The organism is Limnobacter sp., from assembly GCF_036405155.1.
Classification (GTDB): domain Bacteria; phylum Pseudomonadota; class Gammaproteobacteria; order Burkholderiales; family Burkholderiaceae_B; genus Limnobacter.
The window spans coordinates 204,073-228,976 of record NZ_DASWYD010000001.1; the positions used below are offsets into that span (position 1 = coordinate 204,073).

Here is a 24,904-nt window from a genome sequence, read left to right on the forward strand (position 1 = left end):
AATTCTCTCAACATCTAATTGCGGCTGATGAGTGTTAATGAGCAGAAGTTTTGGCTAATTATGACTGCTTGATCATTTAGTCGCTCGAAGTTGTTCACATTAAAAAGTTGTTTGATTTGATCACCATCAATAAGTGTTAGGGTCAGTAGAGGTATCCATGATGACGAAGCTAAAATCATTACTGGGAAAGCGATGAAAATCTCGCGTCTTGATTGCCCAAGTGTTCCATTTGAAGCTGTCGATACCACTAATCCGCTTCATCGCTGGATATCCTAAGAAATCGAAACTCAGGTTGAACCGCCCCGGTTTTCGTAGAGGCCAATTTGCTTAAGTGCAGGTTTGTTCGGCCTGCTGACCGAGTTGTTGATAATAATTCATCTCGGCTTCGGCGGGTGGAATGTAACCCAAGGGCTCCATCAGTCGGTGGTGGTTAAACCAAGCCACCCATTCCAGCGTGGCCAGTTCCACTGATTCAATTGTTTTCCAGGCGCTTCTGCGGTGAATCACTTCAGCCTTGTACAGGCCATTGCTCTGCCAGTGCGTTGTCATAGCTGTCGGCCTTTGCTGCCTACAGAAGGTTCAATTCCAGCCTCAGCAAGGCCTTCGCTTTACCGAATGGACACGTACTGAGAGCCCCTGTCACTGTGGTGAATCAGTGACTGATTTCTGTCAGGTTGGCGGTCCCACAACGCTTGTTCCAGTGCGTCGAGCACAAAGTCTGTGCGTATGGAACGGCTGGCCCGCCAGCCTACAATTCGCCGGGAGAACACGTCGATAACAAACGCCACATAGACAAATCCTTGCCAAGTTGAAACATACGTGAAATCAGAAACCCACAACTGGTTGGGCCGGTCAGCTTTGAACTGGCGTTTTACAAGGTCCAATGGACAAGCTGCCTTGGGGTCTGCAAAGGTGGTGCGTTGTGCCTTGCCGCGAATAACACCGCGCAAACCCATCTGGCGCATCAAGCGTTCAACCGTGCAGCGAGCCACCACCCACTTCTCCCGTTTCATGGCTTTCCACACTTTGTCGGCACCGTATACCTGTTTGTTTTTATCCCAAACAATTTGTATTTGCTCAATGCGTTGTTCATCAGCAATGGCGCGGGCACTGCGCAAATCAGGGTTTGCGTTGACGGGCTGCATGTTTTCAATGTAAGCGTCCGGTCAACCCGCCTAGCGTTGTCACCCGTGGTTGTTAGAGGATAAACGTCCACGAATTTATCATGGACGTTTATGCATCAAGGTCAAGACTCAGTCCTTCTGCCGAGTCGTCGACGTCGTCGGCATTACACGCTTGAACACAAATTGAGGTTGGTTCAACTGTGTAGCGGGTCAGGTGCATCCCTGTCTGCTGTCGCGCAGGCCAACGACGTCAATGCCAATCTGCTTCGCGTTGGGTTCGAGATTTCGAGCAAGGCTCACTTTGTGCAACGCCTGCTCCTGCTGGATTCATGGCCAAGCCTGAGGCTCTTGCTATGCAGGCCGATCAGTCAAAGCGCTCGCCAGTGTTGGGTTCTCAGCCCGAATTTCTACCTGTTCGCTTTGAAACTGACGCAGGCGTTGCACAGACAAGTAACTATGCGTCGGTCTCTGGGTCATTGGATATTCAAGTTCGTCGCGGTGATTTGGTGGTTCAAATTCAAACCAAGCAGGCCAGTCTCGCTGAATGCGCCAACCTGTTGGCAGCGTTGTTCAAATGATCCGCGTTGACCAGTATTTTTTGTACGCCCAGCCCACCGACATGCGCAGCGGTGTTGATCGATTGTTAAGCCTAGTGATCACGGCGCACGGACGGGCTATGCCCCACACGGCCTACCTGTTTGCCAACCAAAGCAAGAGCCGACTGAAGGTGTTGATTCACGATGAGTTTGGTGTGTGGCTGGCCACACGACGATTGCACCAAGGCCGGTTTGTGTGGACGCAGTCTCATGGAACCTCGCATTTGGAGGTCACCACGGCCTTGAGTCGCAACCAGTTCGATGCACTGATTGTCGGGTTGCCCTGGCAGCGGATCACACAACTCCAAGCAGGGATCAATGTTCTTTAACCACACAGGCTTCACTCACAGGGGTTCGTAAAGAGCAATACGAGTCAATGCCAATGGTGCTGGGCGCACGCTTGAGGCATCATCCAATCGTTCCCAATGGATTGCCTTTCTTGTACGTGTCTGACACTTTGTCTAAGCCGCCAGTAGCCCCACCACCTGAAGATTCTGCGTATCTTCAAGGCATGGTGCGTGAACTGCAAGACACGATTAGTCGGCTTGAGGGTACAGTGCGTTACATCACCGCCCGGTACGAGAAGCTCGCCCATGAAATGGCGGTGTTAAAACGCAGCGCCTACGGCAAGAAATCTGAACGACTGGGAGGTCACTTGGTCGGCGAGCAGGCCAAGCTGTTTGAAGAATCTGTTCAAGAAGACATCGCTGGCGTCGAGTTGGAGTTGGCGCAGCTTGATCAACAGCGCAAAGAACTGAGCACGACAGCACCAAGCACTGCGCAAAGTGCACCACCGGCCAAGTCAGCCCCCAAACGCACACCGCTGCCTGCGCATCTGCCGCGGGTGCAGATCTATCACGAACCGCGCAACACGACCTGCAAGTGCGGCTGTGCCTTACGCCGCATGGGCGAAGAGATCACGGAGAAGCTGGATTACGCGCCGGGCGATTTCACGGTGGAGCAACACATCCGTGGCCGTTGGGTGTGTGATGAATGCGAAACGTTTGAACAAGAGACCATGCCCGCTTATGTGATCGACAAGGGTTCAGCCACACCAGGCTTGTTGGCCCAGGTGTTGGTGAACAAATATGCAGATCACCTGCCTCACTATCGACAAGAAGCCATTTTTAGCCGAGCAGGTTTAGGTATTTCCCGATCTACCCTGTCGATGTGGACAGGCCAGTGCGGCGTGGCCCTGCAACCCCTGGCCGATGCAATGCGCGAGTTGATGATCAAGCAGCCCGTGCTGCATGGTGACGAAACACCCGTGCCGATGTTAAGCCCCGGCAAGGGCAGCACGCACCAGACCTACTTCTGGGTGTGGGGCAGCACCGGGTTTGATGAGCCCGATAAGCCGAAGCTTCTGGTTTATGAGTTTGCCATGGGCCGAGCTGGCAAATACGCAAGCGAGTTTCTGCAAGACTTCAAAGGCACCTTGGTGTGCGATGACTACCAAGGCTACAAGCACTTGTTCACCGAACAATATGGCATCACCGAGGCCGGGTGCATGGCGCACGCAAGGCGCAAGTTCTTTGATTTGAACAAATCAGCACAAAGCCATATTGCGCACGAGGCTTTACGAATAATTGGTCAACTGTACGGCATTGAGGCCGAAATTAAACACCTCGATGCACGACAAAGACAGCATGAGCGAGAACGCCGAAGTAAACCGGTGTGTGACACGCTTCGACAGTGGCTGATCGACCATTTGGCCAAGGTGCCGCCAGGAACCAAGATTGCCAACGCCATTGAGTACAGCTTGAAACGCTGGGCTGCACTGACGCATTTCCTGGAAGATGGGCGGGTACCCATTGACAACAATCACATTGAGAATCGCATACGACCAGTCGCGGTTGGGCGAGGCAATTGGATGTTCATCGGCAGTGAACGGGCAGGAACACGCGCAGCCGCTGTGATCAGTCTGATCCAATCAGCGAAACTCAATGGCCATGATCCCTACCTGTACATGAAGGATGTGCTGACCAGACTGCCGACGACCAAACAAAAAGACATTGAGCTTTTACTGCCCCACCGCTGGCAGCCTGCATAACTGACCATGGCGGTCAATCGCCGGTTGGCCGGACGCTTACCGCCAACCAATCTTGCCAATCGCCATAGCTCCAACCGCTGGCGGCTTGTGCCAGTTCAATGGACGCGCCATAGACCAGCAAGCCAGGAACTATGCGGCCAGGCTTTTCGGAGTACGCCAGCAAACCCAGTCCGCCCAACACCAAGAAAGCCAGCGAATGTTGCGCCTTATCCCACCAATCGAAGGCCACTGATGGAAGATGCTCTATAGGGAGCAAAGAAAGCACCCCCAAAGAAAAGCACGCACCCCAAAACGAAACCTGCAAAAGACGGTTCATGCACCCGTGGCTGGATAGTTCAACGGCCCCTTCAATGCATCCGGTGGCACTGGCAAACCTTTGAACACCCGCCAGACCGCGCCAGACGACGGAACTAGCACAACCCAAACAGTCACCAGAATGACAGCAAAGTAGGTGAACATGGTTTGATGATCGACATACCAGGCCTCAATCTGACCTTTGTACGGCGCAATCACGTTGTCGTAGAACTCAACTGATCCGGCGTGGTCGGCGAGGATCTCTTCTTCTCCTCGGAACACAATCGGGCCAATACCTGACAACCCAGGTTTTACCTGAACAATTACGCGCCGCAGTTCGACAGGAAAGGCATTGAAGCAACGATGCGCCTGGGGGCGGGGGCCGACCACGCTCATGTCGCCCAAGAAGATGTTCAAAAGCTGAGGCAATTCGTTGATCTTGGTCTTGCGCAAGAATTTGCCCATCGGCAGCACACGGGGATCATTCTTCATCGTGACCGTGCCGGTGCCAATATTTGGGCTGTTTTTCAGCATGGTGGCAAACTTGAACAGCTTGAACGGCTGGCCGTCCTTGCCTACACGCTCCTGCAAAAAGAAGATTTCGCCTTCGCCCGTCAGGCGGAGCAAAAAAGCAATCGGTAGCAGAAGCGGCGCGAGGAACAACAGGGCCAAGCCAGAGAAAAAGATGTCGAGGATCCTCTGCACAGTCACATCCTTTGATCCAGGTACTTGCCCGTTTCGAGATGGGCGAAATCCGGCAACATCTCGAAGAACATCTCGACGAGTTGGGCCTTCGTCCAGCTTCCGCTCGAGCGCAAGGCGTTCACGGTCCTTTCAAAGCGCAGCAGTTGGCCCTCATCGAACTGCGCCTCATTACGGATGACGCCGACGCTGGCCAAGCGGGACATGTCCAGATCCTCCTTATCGGTGAAGAATTCTTCGAAGTCTTTCTCGCCCGTCGTGTCGCTGTTGAAGAAATAGCAGGGCCACTTGCGCTGGCTGATGAGCGCTTCGGCACGCCCACGGGCCTCGTCCTCCGTTTGGCACACATAAGGCTCGTAGCCAAGGCCACGCAAGTACTTTTGGGCGATCTCCGAGAAGGTGATGAGGTGGAGTTTCTCGCTCAGCTTGGGGAAGAAAATGTCACGGTTCTCACCGAGCATGGCAGAAAGCAAACACAGCTCGCCGGACTCCTGCTGGGTGACGAAGTACCGGCGCACGTCACATGGCGCCGATATCGGCTGGCGCTTGGCAAAGCGCTGGTTGAAGCCATGCAGCAACGAGCCGTCGGAGAAGGCTACATTGGCGAACCGTGCCATCGAGATGGACTGCGTCAGGCTTTCCCTCATCAAGAACAGTTCCATGATTCGCTTACTGGCACCCATCATGTTCACTGGGTTGGCAGCTTTGTCGGTCGACACACAGAAATACTTCTTGGCGCCACCGGCCTTGGCCATTCGCAGCGTGCTCACAGTGTTGAACACGTTCACCTGAATCATTCGCATCAGTGTGAACGGATCCTTCTCGCTGCGCACATGCTTAAGCGCTGAGAGGTTGAACACGTAATCGTACGGGCCCTCAGCCTGGAACAGTGCGGAGAATTCGGGCGAACCACAATCGATGGCGTAAGTGCGGAAGTCACCTTTGCCGTATCCGATCGTGCTCCGGATATCTCGCACCAGCTCCACCATGTTGTTCTCGCTGATGTCCACCACATGCAAGGCGGCCGGATCGCGTTTGAACAACTCGCGCGTGACGGCCTGGCCGATGGTCCCGGCGCCGCCGATGACCAAGCAGCGCGCGTTGGCAAGCATGTCGCGCAAGGCAGACTCATGCTGGGAGATGTCGTGGTCAAAAAGGGGCTCATATCGGCCCAAGAGGTTCAAAGCATTCAAGACAAGATCCTTATCATGATTCAAGCAGCTTGGATAGTTCGGCAGGGGGAGGCGGTACGCGGCGAAGTAGCCGCTGATGCAGCCCGCCAGAGGGCATCAGCACGACCAGTACGGTGGTTAAGATCAACTCGAAATAGAGACTGACCGACTGGTTTACAGCGAACCAGTGCTCTACCTGCCCCTTGTAAGGGGTTATGACATGGTCGTCGAAAGCGATCGGATTGGTCACCTTAGACAGCAAGGTTTCTTCGTCGCGGAACAGGATCGACCCTACGCCGGAAAGGCCCGGGCGAATGGTGTCAATCCAGGCTCGGTCGGCGGGCCGATAGCAGTTGTAATAACGACGAGTTTGGGGACGAGGACCAATCAGGCTTAGGTCGCCAGCAACGATGTTGAGGAGTTGTGGTAATTCGTTGAGCTTGGTCTTGCGCAAGACGCGGCCCAGAGGCAGAACCCGAGGATCGTTGGGCAGCGTCAACTCTCCCGACCCTATGGCCGGACTGTTCTTCATCATCGTGGCGAACTTCAGCAGATAGAACTCACGCCCTCCCTTGCCAATGCGGACCTGCCGGTAGAAGACCTCGCCTTCGCCTGAGAATCGAAGCGCGATGGCAACCAACAAGAGCAGGGGAGAGAAGACCAGCAGCGCGGTCAGCGAAAAGAGCAGGTCAAGGCCGCGGATGGCCAACAGGGCAAGCGAGGAAGCGCCTCTTTCTTGCGTCACGCTTGCTTCTCCTTCATCTGCCGCACCACCTGTGCGACCTCATTGATCACCTGCAGCCGGGTCTGCTCGAAGAATGCGGCACCAGCGTTGGCTAGTCGAGACTCCTCGGCACGAACCTTGGCTACCTCAGCCTTGAACATCGCTTCAAATGCCTCTCCACCGGTAGCCTGTGAAGGATGGCAGAAGCTACGGGACAAAATCACGCCTGTCGAGCCTAGGCGGAAATGCTCGGCCAAGATGCGCTCGGCCGGTGGCACCAAGCCGCCAATGCGGGCCATCCCACCAAAGCCGAACGTGATACCAGCCGCACGCAGTTTCGCAGCGATCGCGTCGACACCGCCATCCGCCAGAAACTCGAACATGAAGGTTGTCCCCCGCTCAATGTGGAGGTCGTTCAAACCGATATGCACAAAATCGATGCCTGGCAACGCCAAGATGTCATCCAGGGCAGCGATCGCGTCCATCGTCTCGAGCAGAAGGCAGGTCTTCGCTCTCCTGTCGACCGCTGTGATGAAAGCAGAGACTTCGGTGGCCGTCGTGAAGAACGGCAACATGATGATGTCAGCACCTGCTTGAACCACGTCCTCGACCTCTTGTCGACTCCATTCACCCCAGGGATTGATGCGCACCATCAGTTGCGAGTGCGCGATGGCTTGGCGCATGGCCAGGACATCTGCGAGGGTATGAGCCGAAATCACGGTGTCCCGGTTGGCCTGGCGGTCAGACTTACCCCGGTACTCCATATCTACGAAGATCCAGTCGACCCCCGCGCGCTCAGCGACCCGACCAACGGCCGGATCTTTGGTGATGTACAACAGGCGCATGCTCATTCGAACGTGTAGGTATGGAAGATGTCTTCAAAGGTTTCGCGACGCTTGACGAGCTTGTAGCGTTCGCCGTCGCCCAGCGGCTCGACAATAGCCACGTTAGGCAGGATAAATGGCGGCTTCATGACGACTGAGTAAGAGCCCACGTCGTCGAAGGCGATGAAATCACCCACTGCGAGGCTACCGCTGAATTCCTTGTACAGGTAGTCGCCCTCAATGCAGGTGTAGCCCCCGAAATAGGCGCCGCTCATTTCGGTACGGTCGGCCACTGCCGGGTCCGGGAAGCACTCGATGGGTACGTTCTTGCGATTAGGATTGGGGTTGATGTTGTACGAGCTGCCCGTCAGCGACACCACCGTACGACCGCGCACATGCTTGATGCTGTTGACTTGGCAAACATACTTCATGGCGTCTGCCACCAGGGCTGTACCGGGCTCGATGATCAGTGTAGGCCGGTGTTTGCCTCCGACCTCGTCGAGATAACGAGCAAAAGGCAAGGCCGCCGCCGCCGCGTAGTCGTCGAACTCCGGAATGGTGACCGGAAACTGCACCTTGAGGTCTTCCGGCATATGGCCGTACATGCCACCGCCGAGACTGACGTGGGTCAAGTCAGCTAAGCGGTGACGGAAGTAGCGATCAATCACGGCAATCATGCCCTGGGTGCGGTTCTTCCAACAGTCCAGGCTCCGGGTTGCAAAATGGCAGTGCAGGCCAGCCAGCTTCAGCTTAGGATGCCCATCGATCAGAGCAACCGCGTCCAAGAAAGGCTGGCTGTCCGTGTCGAATCCGAAACGGGACAACACGCCATCGTGTACCTCGAAATTGCAGCGCAGCCCCAGCTTGAAGGGCTCGCCGTCGTGCTGGTCGGCAGAACGCGCGATACGCTGCAACTCTTCCCAGGAGTCGATGTTCACCGTGCCACCAGCCTGCAGCAGGGCCAGCACATGCTCGTGCTCCTTGTAGGGGCCGTTGAAGAAAACCTTGGAAGCGGGCACGCCCAGCTTGAGCGCCAGCATCATTTCCATGCTTGAGACCACCTCTGCGTAGCCCCCCAGTTGGGATACTAACTCGCAGTACCTGGGTACGTAGTTGGTCTTGTACGAGTATGCAATTGTTGTCTCTGGATAGTGAGCGCGGAACGCACCCGTGAGGCGCATGAAGTTGTCTTGGAAGCGAGGAGCGTCCAGGAGGTAGAAGCTGGGTCCATGTTTAGTGGCCACGTGGTCGAGGAAAGAGCGAGTGAGCTTCATGGGTGTCGAGAAGAGGAATTCACTGGGGGAGACCGGGAACACCCGGCCGGATCGAGGAGCTCAAGAGCGACTGTGCACCACAGTTCGCCATTCTGGATGGTCTAGATTCTCGCCGGAAGCGATGGCGAGGTAAGCCTTAAGCAGGCTGACTGTGATCGGTCCAGGCAGGCTGTTGCCCAGCGCATAGCCGTCGACCGAGACGATAGGTGAGATTTCAGCCGCGCTGCCGCAGAGAAACACTTCATCGGCCAAGTAGAGCTCGGTTCGGTCTACAGGACGTTCAACGACCGTCAAACCTGCTTCCCGAGCCAGCACCATCAGGGTATCCCGAGTGATGCTTTCCAGCACAGAGGAGGTAGTGGGGGGGGTCACCAAGTGCCCGTTGCGCACCATGAACAGACAGGCGCCAGCACCTTCTGCTACTTTCCCGTCCTGCCCCAGAAAAATAGGCAGGTCATAGCCGTCGTGGCGGGCCTGGAGGTGCGCGTAGCGTCCATTGATGTAGTTCGCGCCTACTTTAGCCCGAGGAGGCAAAGCATTGTCGTTGATACGCTCCCAGGACGAAATGCAGGCCCTGAGTGCCGGGACCTTGTCCAGACGCGTACGCGACTTGGCCATGGGCGCAATGAACATCGACACGGGTTCGCAGGTGTTCCAGGTTCCCTGACCATCACCAAACAGAGTCATGCGGACTGCTGTGTCAGTCTGGAAATCATTAGCCTGTATGGCCGTCTTCATGAAAAACTCGATTTGCTCCGGCGTGTAGGGCGAAGGCAAGCGAACCAAGCGACTGGAAAGCATCAAGCGGTCCAGATGCTCCTTCAAGCGGAAGGCATGGAGCTCACCTTTGTCTTGGTTCCAGTAGCAGCGGATACCCTCGAAAACGTTAAGCCCAAACTGGGCCATGGGTGAAAGCACATTCACAGTGGCTTGACTCTGGCGAATGATCTCGCCACGGATCCAGATGAGGTTGTCGACCATAAGGTCTCCTTTCATTGCCGCCTGATTCAGGTGAACAGACGCTTGATGTAATGGTTGTAAACGCCGGCCAGCACATAGCTTGAAATAACTCGGAGGTGGTGTAGCCACGGCACGTTGTTGATACGCAGCACTTTATGAAGGTACTGAAGTTGCACCCACTTGTTTTTGGTCGAGCCGCCGGTGCTGTACTCGACCAGACAGACATCGACAGCGGCATACCGGAAGTGGGGGCTGCCAGCCAAGGCATACCAATAGTCGATGTCCTGGGCGAATCGAATGTCCTTAAAGCGCAGGTCGGCCAGCAAGGCACGGGTAATCATCACGGTCGAGGTACCTACACCTCGACGCAGAAAAACGTCCAAAGGTTGGTCGATCGATACAGGCGGCTGGACAACGGTTTGGCCTGTGTCAAAGCGGTAGGCTGTGGGCACGAAGCTGGCACCGGCCTGGATGGCAGCCAACTGTGCAGCAACTTTTCCCGGCAGCCAGAAATCATCGGCATCAAGAAATGCGATGCAATCGCCGGTCGCTGCATCCAAGCCTGTGTTTCGGGCGCCGCCAGGGCCTTTGGAATGACAGTTAGGCATCACTGCCGTAACAGCATTGGCCGCCGCACTGAGCTGCGCCCGAATTTCATGCTCTGTCATAGGCCCATCATTGCAGATGAAGATCTCCAGGTCATCCACAGAAGCTGCGTTGGCCAGCACGGAATCAACAGCCCTTGCGATGAGTGGTAGTTCTTTGTAAAACGGAATAACAACGCTAAGTTTCATGTGATTGGTGCCTGCTTCTTCGCCCGCGATATTCCCCAAATCATCAAGCCCATGCGTAGCGTGAAGAACACAGAGATCATGCCCAGAACCACTTCGTAGCTTTGCCCCAACTCCCGAAGAGCTGACGCCGCAGCCAAGGTGCAAGCGATGAAGCTGCCCTCCTGCCAAACTAGGCGCTGAACACTGTGATTCCAATAAATGATCTCGCGCAGAACCAGCGTGACCGACAGAGCCGTCTGGCTCAGCAGAACGACGGGCACCAACTCGAGGTGGTCCATCTGCTGTCCGTGATACAGGCGGAGCATCACCCAACTGGCTACACAACCCGCCAAGGATGCGATGCCCAGCGTGAGGTAGAAGCGGCGGTTGCGGAACACGCCTGACAGCGACAACTGGCCTTGAAGGATTTCCCGGCGGCGCAGGCTGACGAAGAAATAATCGACCGCATTCTGCACGATCGACATAGACGATACCATGAGAGTGTAGACCGCCATATCAGTTTGCTGGAACAGCATCACCACGACTCGGTCAAGGTAGGAGATAAATGAAGTGACCATGGACAGCAGCCAAAAGAGCCGCTGGCTTAAACAAGAAGCAGCGCCCGCCTTCCAGTCTGACCACTGAACAGGCAGGTATCGCCACGGCAACTTGGAACCGTAGGCGGCAAAGTTGCCTACCAACAGAGACCCAACGGCCAAGTGAGCAGCGCCCGGGCCTAGCAGCACAGCAGCTGCACTGGCTCCAGCCAGCTGCAGCACAGCCTTGGCCATGATGCGCCCGCCCCACTCTTGGCGATGCCCAGTGAAAATCAAGAATCGCTGGGCCTCATCGGCTAGCCGCTCAGAGGCAAAGTAGACGGCGACCAGGGCCGCCAGAGCCGGGTCACCGAAACGGTACAGCACGAAAAGAGCCAGCAATGGGCTGACCACGGCAACCTGCAAAGTGGTCGCACCACAGTAAAGCCGGTAGGATGGTCGAAACCCCTTCACCCGCCGATCGCCGAAGTAGGCTTGGTAGAACCCGCGATGGGTGTCAAAGCCGGACACCGCCGAAGCGAGCATGGTGACCAAGAAAACCACGGCTACCGTCGCAGCCAGGTCGTTGCCGCCCCAATGCTTCAGAGCCAGCAACATCACCGGGCGAGAGAGCAGCGCGGCGATTCGCCCGCTGATGTAGAGCCACTCGGCGCGCAGTTTAGAAATGATCATAGTAGGCGCAAAGTGCGTAGCGATGCCCTTTCAGGCACGGCCGTGCGCGGTGGATGGCAGAGGTATCCACCAGAATCAAAGTGCCAGCCTCACACAGAAACGGCACGCTGCCACCCGCCTTGTGACACTGCGCATCGACCCACTGCTCATCCAGCTTCTGATAGCGACGCTTGTCGGTGCCCAAGTCGGCGCGAGAGATGTACTGCCCCGAGGCCAGCGGCCATAGCTTGAAGGCTGTGCGGTGAGTACCGGGCACCACCTCGAGGGGGCCGGTCTGCTCCTCGGTTCGAGTCAGGAAACAGAACAGCTTGTATTGGTGTCGCAGAGAGTCGAGGTGCCAGCGTCCCGTGATGAGGCGATCTTCTGCAGGAATGGGGTAATTGCTGTAAGACAGCACTGTCTTCACTTTGGCCTGTGCCTTGAAGACTGTGCTCATCACCTGGTCGGAGAGTTCCCCGAAAGCCTCAACAATGGGGTCCATGGTGTGCGAGCCCCAAATCCGTTTCTCGGTACCACCATAGTTGATTTCGGCGTCTTTGGCCGGGTACGTGTCGATGAAGGCCTTGATGTGCTCACACGCTTCGGGTGTCGCACGGCTTTGCAGGATGGCAAAGCCCTGCCGCTTGACACGGGCTCGCACAGCCGGGAAGTCCTCAGTGGCTTGATTGAATGGCTGCATGGGATATACCTTTAGGTTTGGCGCTCAAACCCAAGTAGCACCAAGCAACCAGGGTCAAAAGCATAGGATCGAATACCAGCAGGAAATCGACTGGCGACGAGAAGAACACGGTGGTGAAGTAGAGGAGCAGCAATTCACCAAACAAGGTGGGCCTCCCGGCAAACCGGCGCCGCAGACCCGCCTGAACTTTGTCGTAGAGCCAAAGGTAGCCTGCCAGCGCGAACGGCCCAAGCCACACGGGGAAGGCCAGCACAAAGGTGGCGATCAACCCTGGCGTAGTGCCTTCTCGATCATTGAACGGATATAGGTTGATGAGACCGTAGTTGATTCGTGCCATTGAACCGTCCAAGGGGCGCTCAATACCAAGCCAACCGCCCGTCAGACTGGAGAAGCGAAACCCCGCATTCGTGACTGGGGCCATGAGGTTTCTCAGCGGGTCCCCGACACCGAGCTCGACCATCTGATGCAGGGCGGCAACGAGCGAATACCACTGCACAGAGATCCGGCCCACAAGGTACTGCAAAAACGCATCGGAGGCATCCTGGGTGTCTAGCACTTCGGTCAGGCTCACATCTTTCTTGACCGCATCGCCAGCCAAATAAGCCAGAACGCCCAAGCCACCGACCAGGGGCAGCATCCAGATCAGCCGGCGCAGCTTTGGCGTGCTGGCCGTTACACGGTCGGGCTTGAGCAGGATGCGCCTCATGGTCTCTGGCGCGATGGCCGCAGTCAGGGCCAGCAGCACGCCCAGCATCGGGCCGATGCCGCTGGCCGTGAGGGCTAGGTCCACGGTGAGCAGCAGCATCATCACCCGCACCGTACGCGAAGAGAGCTGGTAGTGGAAGAACAGCAGTGCAAAAAGGATCAGCTCCAACACATTGGGCGCCAGCACGAATAGCAGCGACATCAGGTCCAGCGATCCAGACAGGCCCTCCTCGGCATAGCGCCAGCGAGAGAGGCCTGAGGCCACGCCCAGGCTGGCCACGGTCAACACACCCACTAGGACTGTGATGATCGGCTTGACAGGCACCTGCCACGGCTGCCGGGCAGGAATTGCCCGATGCCCCATGGATCGTTCGAGGCGAAAGGCGAACGCCGCGGCGATGACGAACAGCAAGCCAGCATATAACCAAGTGCCCAGCCCATTGCTCGGGTTGACGTAGAGCTCGGACTCGTAGCTAAGCCACCCGTTGAGCACAGCGGGCAGCGCATAGACCCAGGCCAGGTAGAGCAGCAAAGTGGGGTTGGCGCAGCGCAGCCTCATGACCTAGCGCCCCTGATCCCCAGAGTCGCTATCTGCGCGAGGTGGGTCTGCGAACGAGGCGCATCCGGGACAGTGATGTGGAGATTTCGCATGAGACAGAGGGCGTGGAAGGAGTTATCTGGGGCTCAGTGTCCGATGAACTGGGCCGATCTCATTCGCTCTGCGATCAGCTTGCCCACGAGAACTGATCCGGCCACTGACAGGTGGTTGCTGTCTGAATACAGCAGCAAGCCGTCCTTCAAGCCATAGCATCTGGATTGATCGCACACCGCATCCGCTGCATTGACGACCAAGACCTCCGGAAACTCCTTCAGCGCATCAATGATGTGGGCTTGCCTGGATGAGACAAACCACTGATCGATGTCTTGCCGAGATTGATGGCAGGCGGCTTGCCGTTTCGCATCACCCAGCACTGGCCTCAGCGTCTTGCAGGATTTGGGATCGAAGCCTAAATGGGGCACATCCAGCACAAACACGAGCTTCTTGCCGGAGGCCAGTAGTGCCGAAAGCGTGCGGCGCATAGATGCCTTCCAGGCCATGCCCCCCTTAAGGCGGGCCTCGCCTTCGTACATCAACTCTGAATCAAAGCTGGGTTCGTCTTTGCGTGACCAGTCGAAGTAGACGGACAGCACAATGGTCTCAATGTCCTTGTTGTTGCGAACATAATCCAAGGCTGGGTTGATGGCGATGGAGCACTTCTCCCAAGACTTGTAAAGAGTCGGCGGGTGGTTCAAGTCGTAGAAAGGGGGACAGCCTGGCGCACCGAGGTGGATGACACCCAACTGCTGACTGCTCATGGCCTGATCGAGCCCGTCAAAGAGTGCGCCAGCATGGGAGTCGCCGAGGATGGCAATGCTCGGGCGATATCCCCGGTCATGAAATCGGCATTGAGGTGGATCAAAGCTCACCCTCTGCTGGCAGTCCTTGTCCTTGAAACGCCACTGGTAAAGACCTTTCGCCGCAGCAGCGTTGGCCAGCCCCTGGTCATCTCGCTGGGCAAGCTTGGCATAGGTCACTGGATGAGACGACAAGACGAACGCCACCGCCGCCAGCACACCACCTACGCCCATCAGACCCGCAGCGTACGCCGGACGGATCAGCCTCTTCGGCCATGCTGCCTGCTCAATGAAGCGATAACTCAGCCAACCCGCCACGACTGAGACCATTGCAATCTGCAGCTTCAATACTGTTGAGAATGAGTCCCCTGACATTTGGATCTTGGCAAACGAGATGATCGGCCAATGCCACAGATACAAGGAATAACTGATCAGTCCTAGGTACACCAGCGAACCCAATCGGCGCGCGATGAAGGATGAGACTTTGGAGGTGGCGCTGAGTTGAACGAGGCCAAGAGCAAACATCGTGGGAACGAGGATGACCCAACCTGGGTATCGAGTCGCTCCGTCCAGCGTGAGTGCCAGCGCCAAGAGCCCGACAAAGCAAAGGGCCAGCGCTGAGATCCCTCCCCAGCTCGAACGCTCGCCAGAAAGGGGCGCTGGCATAGGAGTTTTAGGCATGCTGTACCCCAGCAAGGCTCCACCCAGGAACGGAACGAGCCTGGGCACAGCGTCATAGTACGAGGCGCCATGCAGGAACGTGGAAACGAGTAGCGCAACAATGATCGCAACCACGAGGATGGCTTGGGTCTGACGGACGCTGAACCGCTTGCTCACCAGATGCACCAGGGGCACCGCCAAAAGGTAGAACTGCATCTCCACTGACAAGGACCAAAGATTTGCGAGTGGCTTGAGTTGAAGCTCCTTGTCAAAGTAGTCCAGCTCCGACTCCAACTGGAGGTTTTGCACGAACAAGAGGCTCTTGAATGCATGACGGGCCAGTTGGGCGTATTCACTGGAAAACAGCAGCACGAACCCAACGGCCATGCAGGCCATGAGCATGGCCAAAAGGGGCGGCAGAAGCCTCTCCACTCGCCTCCAAAGATACTTGGGGATGCTGAAGTGATCCTTGCGCACTGTCAGAGCTACCAGGTAGCCAGACAGCACAAAAAAGAGATCGACGCCGACATAACCACCGGGCAATCGGTTGGGATAGAGGTGGTAAACGAAAACAAATGCAATAGCTAGGCCGCGCAAGGCATCCAGCTGCGGATAACGGCCCCCCCTCTCCACGTTAGCCGACGCATCGGCTACGCTGAACTGGTTGAGGCTCACGAGACTCCCCCAGGAGTCCCGCAGATCAAGGCCACCCGCTCATGAGGCGAGGGACGTGGTCGTTCGGGCAAGCGTGCAATGGCCTTGGAGAGTACTTCGAACAGCGTGAGGTCACAGGTAGGGTGCTGGAAAGACGCCAACATGTCGCCGCTATACAACTGGTCATCGGGCGACACGCCAAACACGACGTCACAACCTAGTGCCTGAGCATCCCAACTTGCACTAGAGAAAATAGAGATGCATAGGTCTGACTCCAACCAAGTTTGAAGCGAGTCATCCAGAACTTCGACTTCATCGGCACGTAGGGCCTCGCGAATCGCCGCTGCGTCGCCACTCTTGATATGAGCAGGGTGCAATGAGTACTGCACATGAACTGGGATGCCGCTTCGACAAGACTCCGCCAACACATAGCGAAGGATGGCAAGCTCTGCTGCAAAACACCCGGTTTGCAGATATTGTTTGCCTTCAACAGTACCCGCCCCATTGAGAGCGACTACACGAACAGCTCCGCGCACACTTTCTCGCCGAACACACTCTTCCGCCAGCTTCCAGAGGTCACGCTGCCAGGCTACGGCATTCATCTTGAGGTTAATGGTGGTCGCCGCCACTCGAATATGACCATTCGCCGCGTTCACTTTCAGACTCGGCACTGGTGGCACAAAAGTCAAACGATGCGACAGCGACGACGTGGCCCTGCCCACTAGCGTCTGGTGATAGGTTTCAACTTCCAATGACGGGATACCGTGAAGTACCTCGGTCACCCCCTCCCCCAGACCTGACACAGCATGCATGTAGCGCAGCAGTTCGATGACGAAGGAGTTACTGGTGAGCATCAGCAACCGGTCTGGGACCTGACGAGCCAACAGGACATCAAACGAGGCCGCAAGCAGCGAGGTGATCCAAGCATTGCGTCGAGACAAGGCCCGTAGCGGCTGGTTGGCGAGCATGCTCCCAACCGCGACGACGAACGCGCCAGGCCAGGCCAAAGGGACAGCGAACAGTGACAGGTAGGACAGGTGGACCGTCCCCACAGTGTCAGCCGGACGCAACGCGAACAGGTTGGGCGTAAAACAAACAAGCTGCCGCCCTTCTGCCTGCCAATCGGTCAGCCAAGGCGGCGCGGATTGCCCCCCGAAGGTCCGCAACAGAGTGGCCAGGGCTGCCCAATCTTCGATGACCCCAGACCGCCGATCGTCAGCCACCAACCACATCGCGGCCTCTCCACGACGCGGCAGCCGCCGCCGCAGATAACGCCGCTCCTGCAAGGCCAGACCGAGCGTCTGCCAAAGGCTGCGGCGCGCATCCGGTGACGAACGCCAGCCACCTCCCATCTGGTAATCGGAGGCCGGTCCAGCAATAGGCCGTGAGGCCGGTGGCAAGAGACTCTCCAACCGCGTCACAAAGCCAGTCACCATCCGGTGGTTATCGATGCGTGACTTCTCAAAAGCCCGTAGCCAATGATCGAGAAAATGTCGGGGAAGCTTCTTGGCCCCGTGGGTTTGCTCTGTCAAAGCGGATAGCCCTTGCCTACGGTGACATAGGCGTCTGGTTTGTCCCTCTGCAAGAGGGCATGGGCTTCAAAGCCCAGGAATCCAGAGTCAGCCAAGCGGGGCGTGTCGCCCTGGGTGAAGTCGCTACCTGGCTGGCGGCACCATTCGCCGGGAGCGATTTCCTGCCAGACCTTCGGGTTGCGATGCTGGTTGAAGATGAAGGCCAGCGCACGGGCGTCCACCCCCAGCCAATCGCAGAACTTATCGAGATGGGACATGGGCTGGGCCTCATGGTGGCGGACCAGTGCCAAGGCCTGCTCCCGGGTCAGGCGGCCGTGGCGGATCTCTCGGCAAGCGTGGTCCGTCACCTTGGCATAGCCATGCTTCAGGTACTTGATGTGGTCGTGGACGTCCATGAAGTTATAGCAGTCCACATGGTCGTAGGTATCGAAGGTGCGACCAAAGGTGGCGCCTTGGTAGTCATACTGCCGCACCATCTCCTCGTGCTGCGCCTTCGGGTCCCAGCGCACGTAGTTACCCAGGTAGATGCCACGCACACCCACAGACGCAAGGTCAGCGTCGTCGGGGTAGCGGTACTGCCAGACGTCATCCTCACTCAGCGTGTCAAAGATGCTCAGCAGGTCATCCGCCTCTTTGCCCATCAGGTCGTGGTCCTTGCGGTAGCGGCGGGTCATTTCGACCTCATGTTCGTGCGAGAACATCCCGACCTGCTCCAGCCCCTGGTGGGCGCCCCAGATGATGAGTGGCACCTTATAGCGCACCGCCGTCTGCACCGCGAACACCGTTTGACCTGCGAGGCAGGGCCAGTACATGCTGCCCAGTTCGCGAAGGGTGGTACGGGTGATGTTACGCACGGCCATGGGGTTCACGTTCTGGACCACGATGTCGCAGTTGAACTTGATGCGCAGGTTGGCCAAGTTGCGGATGCCCAGCGGCGTGTTGAAGTACTTGTTGTACGTCACCAGCAGTGGGTTCAAGCCCAGTCGGTTCTTGACTGTGTGGACGATGAAGTGGCTGTCGTTGCCTCCCGTGACCGGGACGATGCAGTCATAGGTACGCCCGGATTCAACCTTGTAGGGAGAGACCAGGTCTTCCAACTTTTTCCAACGGACACCCCAATCCAAGGTGTCCTTCTCTTCGTGGATACGGCAGCCGCTGCAAACGCCTTCATCGTCCAGCACCAAGCCGAGTGGATGGAAGACGGAATACAGACAGCGGACACAATGCAATCGTTTATTCATATGAGTCACAGGGTGTTGTCATAATGTGGTGTCCGCACGGCGCTTGAACCCAACTGCTTCTTCAGTGTCTGAACAGCATGCTCCTGATAGCTCAGAAAATTTCCTACCCCTGCGGCGACAACTTCGGGATGTGCCAGCACGCGCTGTAACTGCACGGCCTTGGAGATACCGCCAAAACACAAAAGCGGTTTATCTAGAAGTTGCGTAACGGCGAGTAAACGTTCATCGAAGCTGGCAGGGATACCTTCATGCGACCAGTCCGTCACCATGAGTTCGGACACCCATTCCAGAGGCAGCAGGTCCAACCAACTCGCTATGGGTCGTTCGACCCGATTGCGATAGTCCAGGGCCTTCAGTCCATCTTCCCCCATGCGTACGGGCAGGTGGGCAATCACGGCCTGGGTGCCCAGGTCACGGGCAATAGCCTCTACCCCTTGTGGAAGATCCCACACCATGGCATCGACCATGATCCGATCCGCACCATGGCTGACGACCTTCACGGCATCTTCCCTGCCGCCGATGCCGCCCGCGTAGATCAATGGTGTGGCGATACCCAACTTGCTGATCTTGCCCAATACCTCTAGATCTGGGCCTAGTCCAGAGCTTGATCGGTCAATGCATTGGACCAAGATCTCGTCTGCTCCCCAGCGGTCAAGGTTCTGAACCAGAACTTCGGGCCGCCCTAGTGGCAAGTGACGACGGTAGCCGAAAGACTGCACTGCCCAACCGTTCTTCACAGTGACCACGCCGATCAGTCGTTTCTTAAGCATGGCCAAGGCCCTCCACCAGACGGGACAGCAACTGCCTTCCTGCTGCCTGGCTTTTCTCTGGGTGGAACTGCAGTCCCACCACGTTGCCGCGGCGAACCGCGGCTGTGAAGCTGGATTCCCGCGCACGGCAGATTGCCGCTTGGTAGACGGCAGGCACATCGAAAGCGAGGGAATGGTTGAAGTAGAAAGACTCGCCATCACTGGGTGACATCAGCGGATCGTGTTGTACGGTTTCGAGCGAGTTCCATCCAATGTGCCAGTCTAGGCCGGGCAGCGGACGTACCGTCCCAGGAATCAACCCCAGGCCCGTGGTGGTGCCATGCTCCAGTGATGCGTCTGCCAATAGCTGCATGCCCAAGCACAGGCCAACGAAGGGCTTGCCTTGTCGCGCCAACTCGCAAAGGTAGCTTGCAAGACCATCCCGGTGCAGGGCGGACATCGCAGCAGGGAACGCACCAACGCCGGGCAACACCAAGACATCGGCAGCCGCCAGGATCTCCCTGTCGCTGGTCACTCTACAGCGGTGGCCCAGTGCTTGAAATGTACGAAGCACAGACGTGTGGTTGCCCACGCCGTAGTCAACAATGGCGACTGTCTTTCGGTTCACAGGCCCACCCCCACCTTGAACTTGCGAGTGATCCGCCCATCGGGATGGATATCAAAGAGTTGGCGGTTCACCGACGAATGAACCTTGGCCCAAAACTGGTCGACAGACAGGCCGATGTAATCGGAGAAGGCCTTGATGTAGTTGTCGCCACACGCATCGTCATGCTGTTCGACCAGCTCAATGGCGGTGGACCGAGACATGCGGCCCAGCCGAATCTCCTCGTTGACATAGTCCGTCACACGGCCGAAACCAAATTTGTAGTACTTGATCATCTGGTTAAGCGTCACCCAGTCCTCGTCAAGCGAGGTGACACCGTGCAGGTCGCCCGTGTTGGCAACCGTGTCCTCGCGAACCTCAAGGCCAGCACTTGCCGCGTACATGCCGTTATTGACCAACGACCAGTCACCCAGGAACCAACCAAGGTAGACGATCTGTAGGCCGTGTCGGTCGAAATCCTCTGGCGTAGGGTACTGATAGGGGATCAGGTCTTTGAGTTCGAATCCTGCCTCACGGATCCACTCGAGTGCTCCGCCCGACAGGGTGTTCATGTAGCGCAGGTTGTTGCCGTCGTAGCCTGTACGGCCCAATGTCTTCAAGTCTCCCAGCTGGAGGCCTGGATTCTCGCCCCACAGGATCAGGGGAATGTCGTAATGAATAGCTAATTGGGGTACCGAGCTGAAGAGGGCAAGCTCAGTGGACCGCCCAAAATTAGTGAATTTATCGAATGCCACGCGCATGAGCTTTCGCCAAGTTTGCGGAGCGGGCATCGATATTACAACATCAAAGCCCATTTCTATCAGGTTGGATATATTATTGGTGCCGCGCTCCGTAACCTGCTCAGGCGGATAACTCAAACAAGCAAGGAGGGGATTCAATCCAAGCTTATCGCGAACCCACAAGGCTTGGCGCGAACTATCCTTACCCCCACTCACCCCAATGATGCAGTCGAAACGATGCTTACTGGCTCGCACACCCTTGTATCGAGAGAGAATATCCTGCAGAATTTCGTACCGCTCCTGCCAGTCGACGAACTGGAGGCGTTCGAAATAGTCACAAGCCGGGCAGATTCCGTCAGTTGTGAATTTCGAGTTGGGCCGGGTGTCCGGCTGCAGGCACCGTTTGCAATATTTCATGTTGGCACGATGTGGCGAATTTGAAGAATACCTTCTTGGGGAAGACGCAGTTCCGGTCCCCAAGGAGGGAGGCTGCTGAACACGGGACGCCCCGCCGCTAGAGCTAAGGTGAGTGCGAATGATTCCGCCCCAACCACGACATCAGCTTGATTTATGGCGTCACATATGTCAGTGGAAAAATTCAATTCGATTCGGGAATCAAATTGAAGATAGCCATCATATTTACCCCTAGGATCAGATGGGTGGGGACGCAGCAAGATACGGCGAATGGGCGCATTGAACAAGAACCCTAAATTCTTCAGCGTATATTCAAGCGCTTGAAATTCCCCCAGCCTACCGCGTCCCCAATCTGCCCGCGCGGGCTCAAGTACGTATAGCAAAGTCCCATCTGCAGGAGGTTTTTGTATTTTAGCAACCTGGTGGGTGAGATAAGAATTTTCGAATCGTCTGATGACAACATTTCGAAATGTTTCATGGGCCATTTTTTCGGCCCATTCATCGACCACCCATATTTCATCCGGCAACAGCATTACTCCGTTTCTAATAAAACGGGAAGTATAGTTTACCCAATGATCTAGTAAAGCTATTGTTTTAATACTCCTTTGGCTCGCCCAAACTCGAGCTTCGTGCTCGAGGCTTGATGACCAACCAGTGCCCGTGACGACTCCATCCAGCTTTACGTTTATGGAGTTGATATCGTGATAGGAATCTATAGTCGGGAAATAATGGCACCAAATATTGGCAGCAGGGCCCATCATTACCGGGTGAAGAGTACATTCACCAAGAATATTCCGACCTTGATCCCGAAGGATACTAAAGAGAATATTAGATGCCCCTGCATCATTTGCGACAACTGCAATTTCTTTCATAGCCGCTGATAGGTCGGGGGAATCTGAAATAAATCTTTAGCCTTATTTCCAAATTCCGACATCCATTCGTCCCGAACCGCACCAACAACAAGTGAATCAGAGAACTCTCCATTTCTGAAAAAGTGCTGCCTCATTCTGCCCTCTTCCTTGAGCCCTACTTTTTCACACACCTTCATCGAGGCTGCATGTAGCGCAGTCACTCCTCCATAAATTCGGTTGAAGTTTAGGCGATTGAATCCGTAGTACATCATCATCAAGACCGCTTCAGTGACGATGCCCTTGCCGGAAAAGGAATCATCCCCAAGCAAATATGCAATGAATGCCCGCCTATTCAGCCAATTTATATCCTGAAACGTGATGTTTCCAATGTGCTTTCCCGAGTCATTATCGAATATGCCAAGCAAAATCAAGGACTGATTCTTGGTTGACGCATCATAATAAGCCCTCATTCTTGATTCGGAATTTGGGAAATAACTCCTCTCGGTATACTGATCCAGCGAAAGGTCTTCAAGCCAACTGTAATAAGGAGAATTAACGGTCAAATCTTCGGGCCGGAGGCCATGCAGGGAAATTCTGTTGCCAACCAAAAACTGTTTCATGATTTTCCTTTACCTGTGGTGCAATCGGTCGGTGTATTACTGCTTCAATTCATCAAGTTTGGCCCATACCTTCTGGAAAGCCGCCACGACTAAATCGACGTCAGCGGGTAGCAACTCGTTCATACAGATGTTGATGCCCAGGAAGGTCTCGTTGTGCAGTTTCTCAGCGGTGGGGCAGACTCCCGGCCCGTATTGAACGTCGCTGGTGCAGTACGGCGAAGTCCAGGGGAAGCCCTTCGTGCCATAGGCAATCTTGTGGCGGAACATGGGCAGCAGGTGCAGGTTTTGGTACCCCACGACCAAGGCAGGCACGCCTTCGGCGCGCAGAGCCTCCACCAGTCGTGCGCGGGACACGCCGATCGCCTCGATATCAAGGGTCATGCCGTAGACGTAGTACACGTGGGTAGCGCCCGGATACACCTTGGGTGTCGTCAGGCCACGAAGTCCACTCAATCCTGCGTTGAGTTCAGCGGCGATGCGCTGGCGACTCTCCACTCGGCCCTGCAGCTTGCTCAGTTGCACGGCTGCGATAGCTGCCTCAATTTCGCCCATGCGGAAGTTGTAGCCCAGCATGTTGCTCAACTCTTCCACGTCATCCGTGCGAACCACCGCTTCGGCATGGTTGCGAATCAAGCAGAGGCGATGGGCCAAGCGGTCGTCGTTGGTGACCAGCACGCCGCCTTCGCCGCAGTGGATGTGCTTGTGATAGTTGAGGCTGAAGCCTCCGATGTCGGCCAGCGTGCCCGTGTACGCGTCACCTGTCCGTGCACCAGGGGACTGAGCGGTGTCGCAAAGCAGCTTCAGGCCATGACGGTCCGCAATCTCACGCAGGCCCGCCATGTCAGCGGTCTGCCCGAAGATGTCCACAGCGAAAATGGCCTTGGTGCGCTTGGTGACAAGCTTCTCGACACTCTTAGGGCAGATGTTGAAGGTCTCGGGGTCAATGTCCGCGAAGACCGGGATGCCATTCCAGTGCAGGATTGCGGTGGCCGTTGCTGCCATGGTCCAGGGCGTGGTAATGATCTCGTCACCTGGCTCCAGGCCAATGGCCCCGACCGCAGCGATCAGGCCGGAGGTCCAGGAGTTGACCGCAATAGCATGCTTCACGCCGAAGTAGGCGGCTGCCTGTGCCTCGAATTTCTGCACTTGGGGCCCCCCCATGAAACCGGGGCCAGGTGCACCGATGTACGCAGACAGCACGCCGCCACGGATCACTTCACTCGCCGCGGCCACTTCGTCTTCGCCAATGCTATGGAAACCCTGGAGCGGAGTTGAAATGACGGGCGAGCCACCGAGCAGTGCAAGTTTGGAGTTCGACATGGTTTTCTCAGTTGGTTGAAGGGACGGCATGCGTCGCTGCCGCCAAGAGTTGTTCACAGATAGCCTGAATGGCCAGTGCGTGGGGCCCTGCGCTTCGGATGGCCGTGCCCTGGTTCAGGTGTTGATGGATCTCGGTCACGGCTAGCGTCATGGCTTGCAGATAGTCGCCGTCAGCGGAGGCGACACCTGCCAAGGCCCGGTATCCGCTGAAGTGAGGGCTAGGCTCAGCATGTCGGGTGTCCCATTGCATACCGCCGTTACGCATCCGGATCACGCCGAGCTCACACACGAGTTCAAGCTCGAAAAGCGCATAGTCTTTGGCATGGGCGGGCGCTAGACAAACCGGTACGTGTCCATCCTTCGAGCGCAAGAGGCCGGACACCGTGGGATCATTGTCCCAATGGTCGTGGACTGGTGTCGCGGCTGCAATGACCTCCAAGGGGCCAAGCAGGCGCAGCAGCAGGTCCACCAAGTGGCCACCGTTGTTCAAAACGCCCTTGTTGTAATAGCCTACAGCGGACCTGACCACCCCCCAGCGGCCCGAACGGACCTCATCGACCAGCCGGGTCACTGAAGGGTCCCATTGCCGGGTGTAGTTCACCACCAGAGTGACCCCGTGTGCCTGACAGGCCTGCTCCCACCTCGATGACTCCTGAAGACCATGGGTCAGCGGCTTTTCGCAAAATATGACGCGCGGCTTGAGCGGCAGGACGGCCGCTAGGTGGGTGTGATGCAAAGCCGTGGGTGAACACAGGCCGATCACGTCGAACTCGCCGGGCATGACGCCAAGAGCCTCCAACGAAGAGCCATGGCGGGGAATGTCCCAGTAAGCCGCAAACGCGTGCCTGGCCTGCTCATCGGGATCGATGCAAGCGGCAAGCTCATATCCGCCATGGCGCCGGAAGGCACCCGCCTGGGTCACAGGCCATGCATCGGCGGGACGAGCCATGTCGAACCGGCCGGCGATGTTGCCGCAGCCGATCAGCAAGACGCGAGGACGAGTCGTGCTCATCGGTAC

24 protein-coding genes and 1 pseudogene are annotated in these 24,904 nt (G+C 56.6%); 3 read left to right on the forward strand and 22 right to left on the reverse strand.

Annotation, left to right across the window (positions count from 1 at the left end; all coding sequences use genetic code 11):
• Positions 1–327: 327 nt before the first annotated feature.
• Positions 328–1,146: pseudogene (locus VGE55_RS00965) on the reverse strand (IS3 family transposase); the annotation flags it as partial.
• A 307-nt stretch (positions 1,147–1,453) separates the two neighbouring features.
• On the opposite strand from VGE55_RS00965, the gene VGE55_RS00970 reads away from it, so the two are divergent.
• The 3 genes from VGE55_RS00970 to tnpC all read left to right on the forward strand — a co-directional run bounded on the left by VGE55_RS00970 (position 1,454) and on the right by tnpC (position 3,770).
• Entirely contained in the window at positions 1,454–1,702 is a 249-nt protein-coding gene (locus tag VGE55_RS00970) for a hypothetical protein (RefSeq protein ID WP_331129871.1), read from the forward strand.
• On the forward strand, positions 1,669–2,049 hold the full coding sequence (tnpB, locus tag VGE55_RS00975) for an IS66 family insertion sequence element accessory protein TnpB (RefSeq protein WP_331129872.1): 381 nt from the start codon (positions 1,669–1,671) through the stop codon (positions 2,047–2,049). The genes VGE55_RS00970 and tnpB overlap by 34 nt, the downstream gene beginning before the upstream one ends.
• A gap of 182 nt (positions 2,050–2,231) precedes the next feature.
• Positions 2,232–3,770 carry an IS66 family transposase gene (gene tnpC, locus VGE55_RS00980; protein WP_414674940.1) on the forward strand — a complete coding sequence of 513 codons (1,539 nt, stop codon included), beginning with the start codon at positions 2,232–2,234 and terminating at the stop codon, positions 3,768–3,770.
• Positions 3,771–3,783: 13 nt separating this feature from the next.
• Here tnpC and VGE55_RS00985 read toward each other — a convergent pair whose 3' ends face one another.
• The 21 genes from VGE55_RS00985 to VGE55_RS01085 form a co-directional block, all read right to left on the reverse strand.
• Entirely contained in the window at positions 3,784–3,999 is a 216-nt protein-coding gene (locus tag VGE55_RS00985; protein ID WP_331129874.1) for a hypothetical protein, read from the reverse strand.
• An 83-nt stretch (positions 4,000–4,082) separates the two neighbouring features.
• Positions 4,083–4,769, reverse strand: coding sequence for a sugar transferase (locus tag VGE55_RS00990; RefSeq protein ID WP_331129875.1), 687 nt, complete (start codon positions 4,767–4,769; stop codon positions 4,083–4,085).
• Positions 4,770–4,771: 2 nt separating this feature from the next.
• Positions 4,772–5,959, reverse strand: coding sequence for a UDP-N-acetylglucosamine 4,6-dehydratase (locus VGE55_RS00995; RefSeq protein WP_331129876.1), 1,188 nt, complete (start codon positions 5,957–5,959; stop codon positions 4,772–4,774).
• Between the two features lie 13 nt (positions 5,960–5,972).
• Positions 5,973–6,683: a sugar transferase gene (locus tag VGE55_RS01000; protein ID WP_331129877.1), complete on the reverse strand. Its 711-nt coding sequence runs from the start codon at positions 6,681–6,683 to the stop codon at positions 5,973–5,975.
• Positions 6,680–7,507, reverse strand: a complete 828-nt coding sequence (locus VGE55_RS01005) for an aldolase/citrate lyase family protein (protein WP_331129878.1) — start codon at positions 7,505–7,507, stop codon at positions 6,680–6,682. Before VGE55_RS01005 ends, VGE55_RS01000 begins: the two co-directional genes overlap by 4 nt.
• Positions 7,508–7,509: 2 nt before the next feature.
• Positions 7,510–8,760 carry an alanine racemase gene (locus VGE55_RS01010; RefSeq protein WP_331129879.1) on the reverse strand — a complete coding sequence of 417 codons (1,251 nt, stop codon included), beginning with the start codon at positions 8,758–8,760 and terminating at the stop codon, positions 7,510–7,512.
• A 60-nt stretch (positions 8,761–8,820) separates the two neighbouring features.
• A complete protein-coding gene (gene ilvE / locus VGE55_RS01015; protein ID WP_331129880.1) occupies positions 8,821–9,756 on the reverse strand; it encodes a branched-chain-amino-acid transaminase in 936 nt (311 codons plus the stop codon).
• An 11-nt stretch (positions 9,757–9,767) separates the two neighbouring features.
• Positions 9,768–10,514, reverse strand: a complete 747-nt coding sequence (locus tag VGE55_RS01020; RefSeq protein WP_331129881.1) for a glycosyltransferase family 2 protein — start codon at positions 10,512–10,514, stop codon at positions 9,768–9,770.
• Positions 10,511–11,722 carry a hypothetical protein gene (locus VGE55_RS01025; protein ID WP_331129882.1) on the reverse strand — a complete coding sequence of 404 codons (1,212 nt, stop codon included), beginning with the start codon at positions 11,720–11,722 and terminating at the stop codon, positions 10,511–10,513. The genes VGE55_RS01020 and VGE55_RS01025 overlap by 4 nt, the downstream gene beginning before the upstream one ends.
• Positions 11,709–12,401 (reverse strand): phytanoyl-CoA dioxygenase family protein, encoded by a 693-nt coding sequence (locus tag VGE55_RS01030; RefSeq protein ID WP_331129883.1) that lies wholly within the window; start codon positions 12,399–12,401, stop codon positions 11,709–11,711. Before VGE55_RS01030 ends, VGE55_RS01025 begins: the two co-directional genes overlap by 14 nt.
• On the reverse strand, positions 12,376–13,665 hold the full coding sequence (locus VGE55_RS01035; protein WP_331129884.1) for a hypothetical protein: 1,290 nt from the start codon (positions 13,663–13,665) through the stop codon (positions 12,376–12,378). Before VGE55_RS01035 ends, VGE55_RS01030 begins: the two co-directional genes overlap by 26 nt.
• 125 nt (positions 13,666–13,790) lie before the next feature.
• A complete protein-coding gene (locus VGE55_RS01040; protein WP_331129885.1) occupies positions 13,791–15,836 on the reverse strand; it encodes an acyltransferase family protein in 2,046 nt (681 codons plus the stop codon).
• Positions 15,833–17,347, reverse strand: coding sequence for a hypothetical protein (locus tag VGE55_RS01045; protein WP_331129886.1), 1,515 nt, complete (start codon positions 17,345–17,347; stop codon positions 15,833–15,835). Before VGE55_RS01045 ends, VGE55_RS01040 begins: the two co-directional genes overlap by 4 nt.
• A complete protein-coding gene (locus VGE55_RS01050) occupies positions 17,344–18,588 on the reverse strand; it encodes an N-acetyl sugar amidotransferase (RefSeq protein WP_331129887.1) in 1,245 nt (414 codons plus the stop codon). The genes VGE55_RS01045 and VGE55_RS01050 overlap by 4 nt, the downstream gene beginning before the upstream one ends.
• Positions 18,589–18,593: 5 nt before the next feature.
• Positions 18,594–19,358, reverse strand: coding sequence for a HisA/HisF-related TIM barrel protein (locus tag VGE55_RS01055; RefSeq protein ID WP_331129888.1), 765 nt, complete (start codon positions 19,356–19,358; stop codon positions 18,594–18,596).
• Positions 19,351–19,965: an imidazole glycerol phosphate synthase subunit HisH gene (gene hisH / locus VGE55_RS01060; RefSeq protein WP_331129889.1), complete on the reverse strand. Its 615-nt coding sequence runs from the start codon at positions 19,963–19,965 to the stop codon at positions 19,351–19,353. The genes VGE55_RS01055 and hisH overlap by 8 nt, the downstream gene beginning before the upstream one ends.
• Positions 19,962–21,098 carry an N-acetyl sugar amidotransferase gene (locus VGE55_RS01065; RefSeq protein ID WP_331129890.1) on the reverse strand — a complete coding sequence of 379 codons (1,137 nt, stop codon included), beginning with the start codon at positions 21,096–21,098 and terminating at the stop codon, positions 19,962–19,964. Before VGE55_RS01065 ends, hisH begins: the two co-directional genes overlap by 4 nt.
• On the reverse strand, positions 21,095–21,967 hold the full coding sequence (locus tag VGE55_RS01070) for a hypothetical protein (RefSeq protein ID WP_331129891.1): 873 nt from the start codon (positions 21,965–21,967) through the stop codon (positions 21,095–21,097). The genes VGE55_RS01065 and VGE55_RS01070 overlap by 4 nt, the downstream gene beginning before the upstream one ends.
• Positions 21,964–22,566 carry a GNAT family protein gene (locus tag VGE55_RS01075; protein ID WP_331129892.1) on the reverse strand — a complete coding sequence of 201 codons (603 nt, stop codon included), beginning with the start codon at positions 22,564–22,566 and terminating at the stop codon, positions 21,964–21,966. The genes VGE55_RS01070 and VGE55_RS01075 overlap by 4 nt, the downstream gene beginning before the upstream one ends.
• A gap of 36 nt (positions 22,567–22,602) precedes the next feature.
• Positions 22,603–23,886, reverse strand: a complete 1,284-nt coding sequence (locus VGE55_RS01080; protein WP_331129893.1) for a DegT/DnrJ/EryC1/StrS family aminotransferase — start codon at positions 23,884–23,886, stop codon at positions 22,603–22,605.
• Positions 23,887–23,893: 7 nt separating this feature from the next.
• Positions 23,894–24,898, reverse strand: a complete 1,005-nt coding sequence (locus tag VGE55_RS01085; RefSeq protein WP_331129894.1) for a Gfo/Idh/MocA family protein — start codon at positions 24,896–24,898, stop codon at positions 23,894–23,896.
• Positions 24,899–24,904 lie beyond the last annotated feature (6 nt).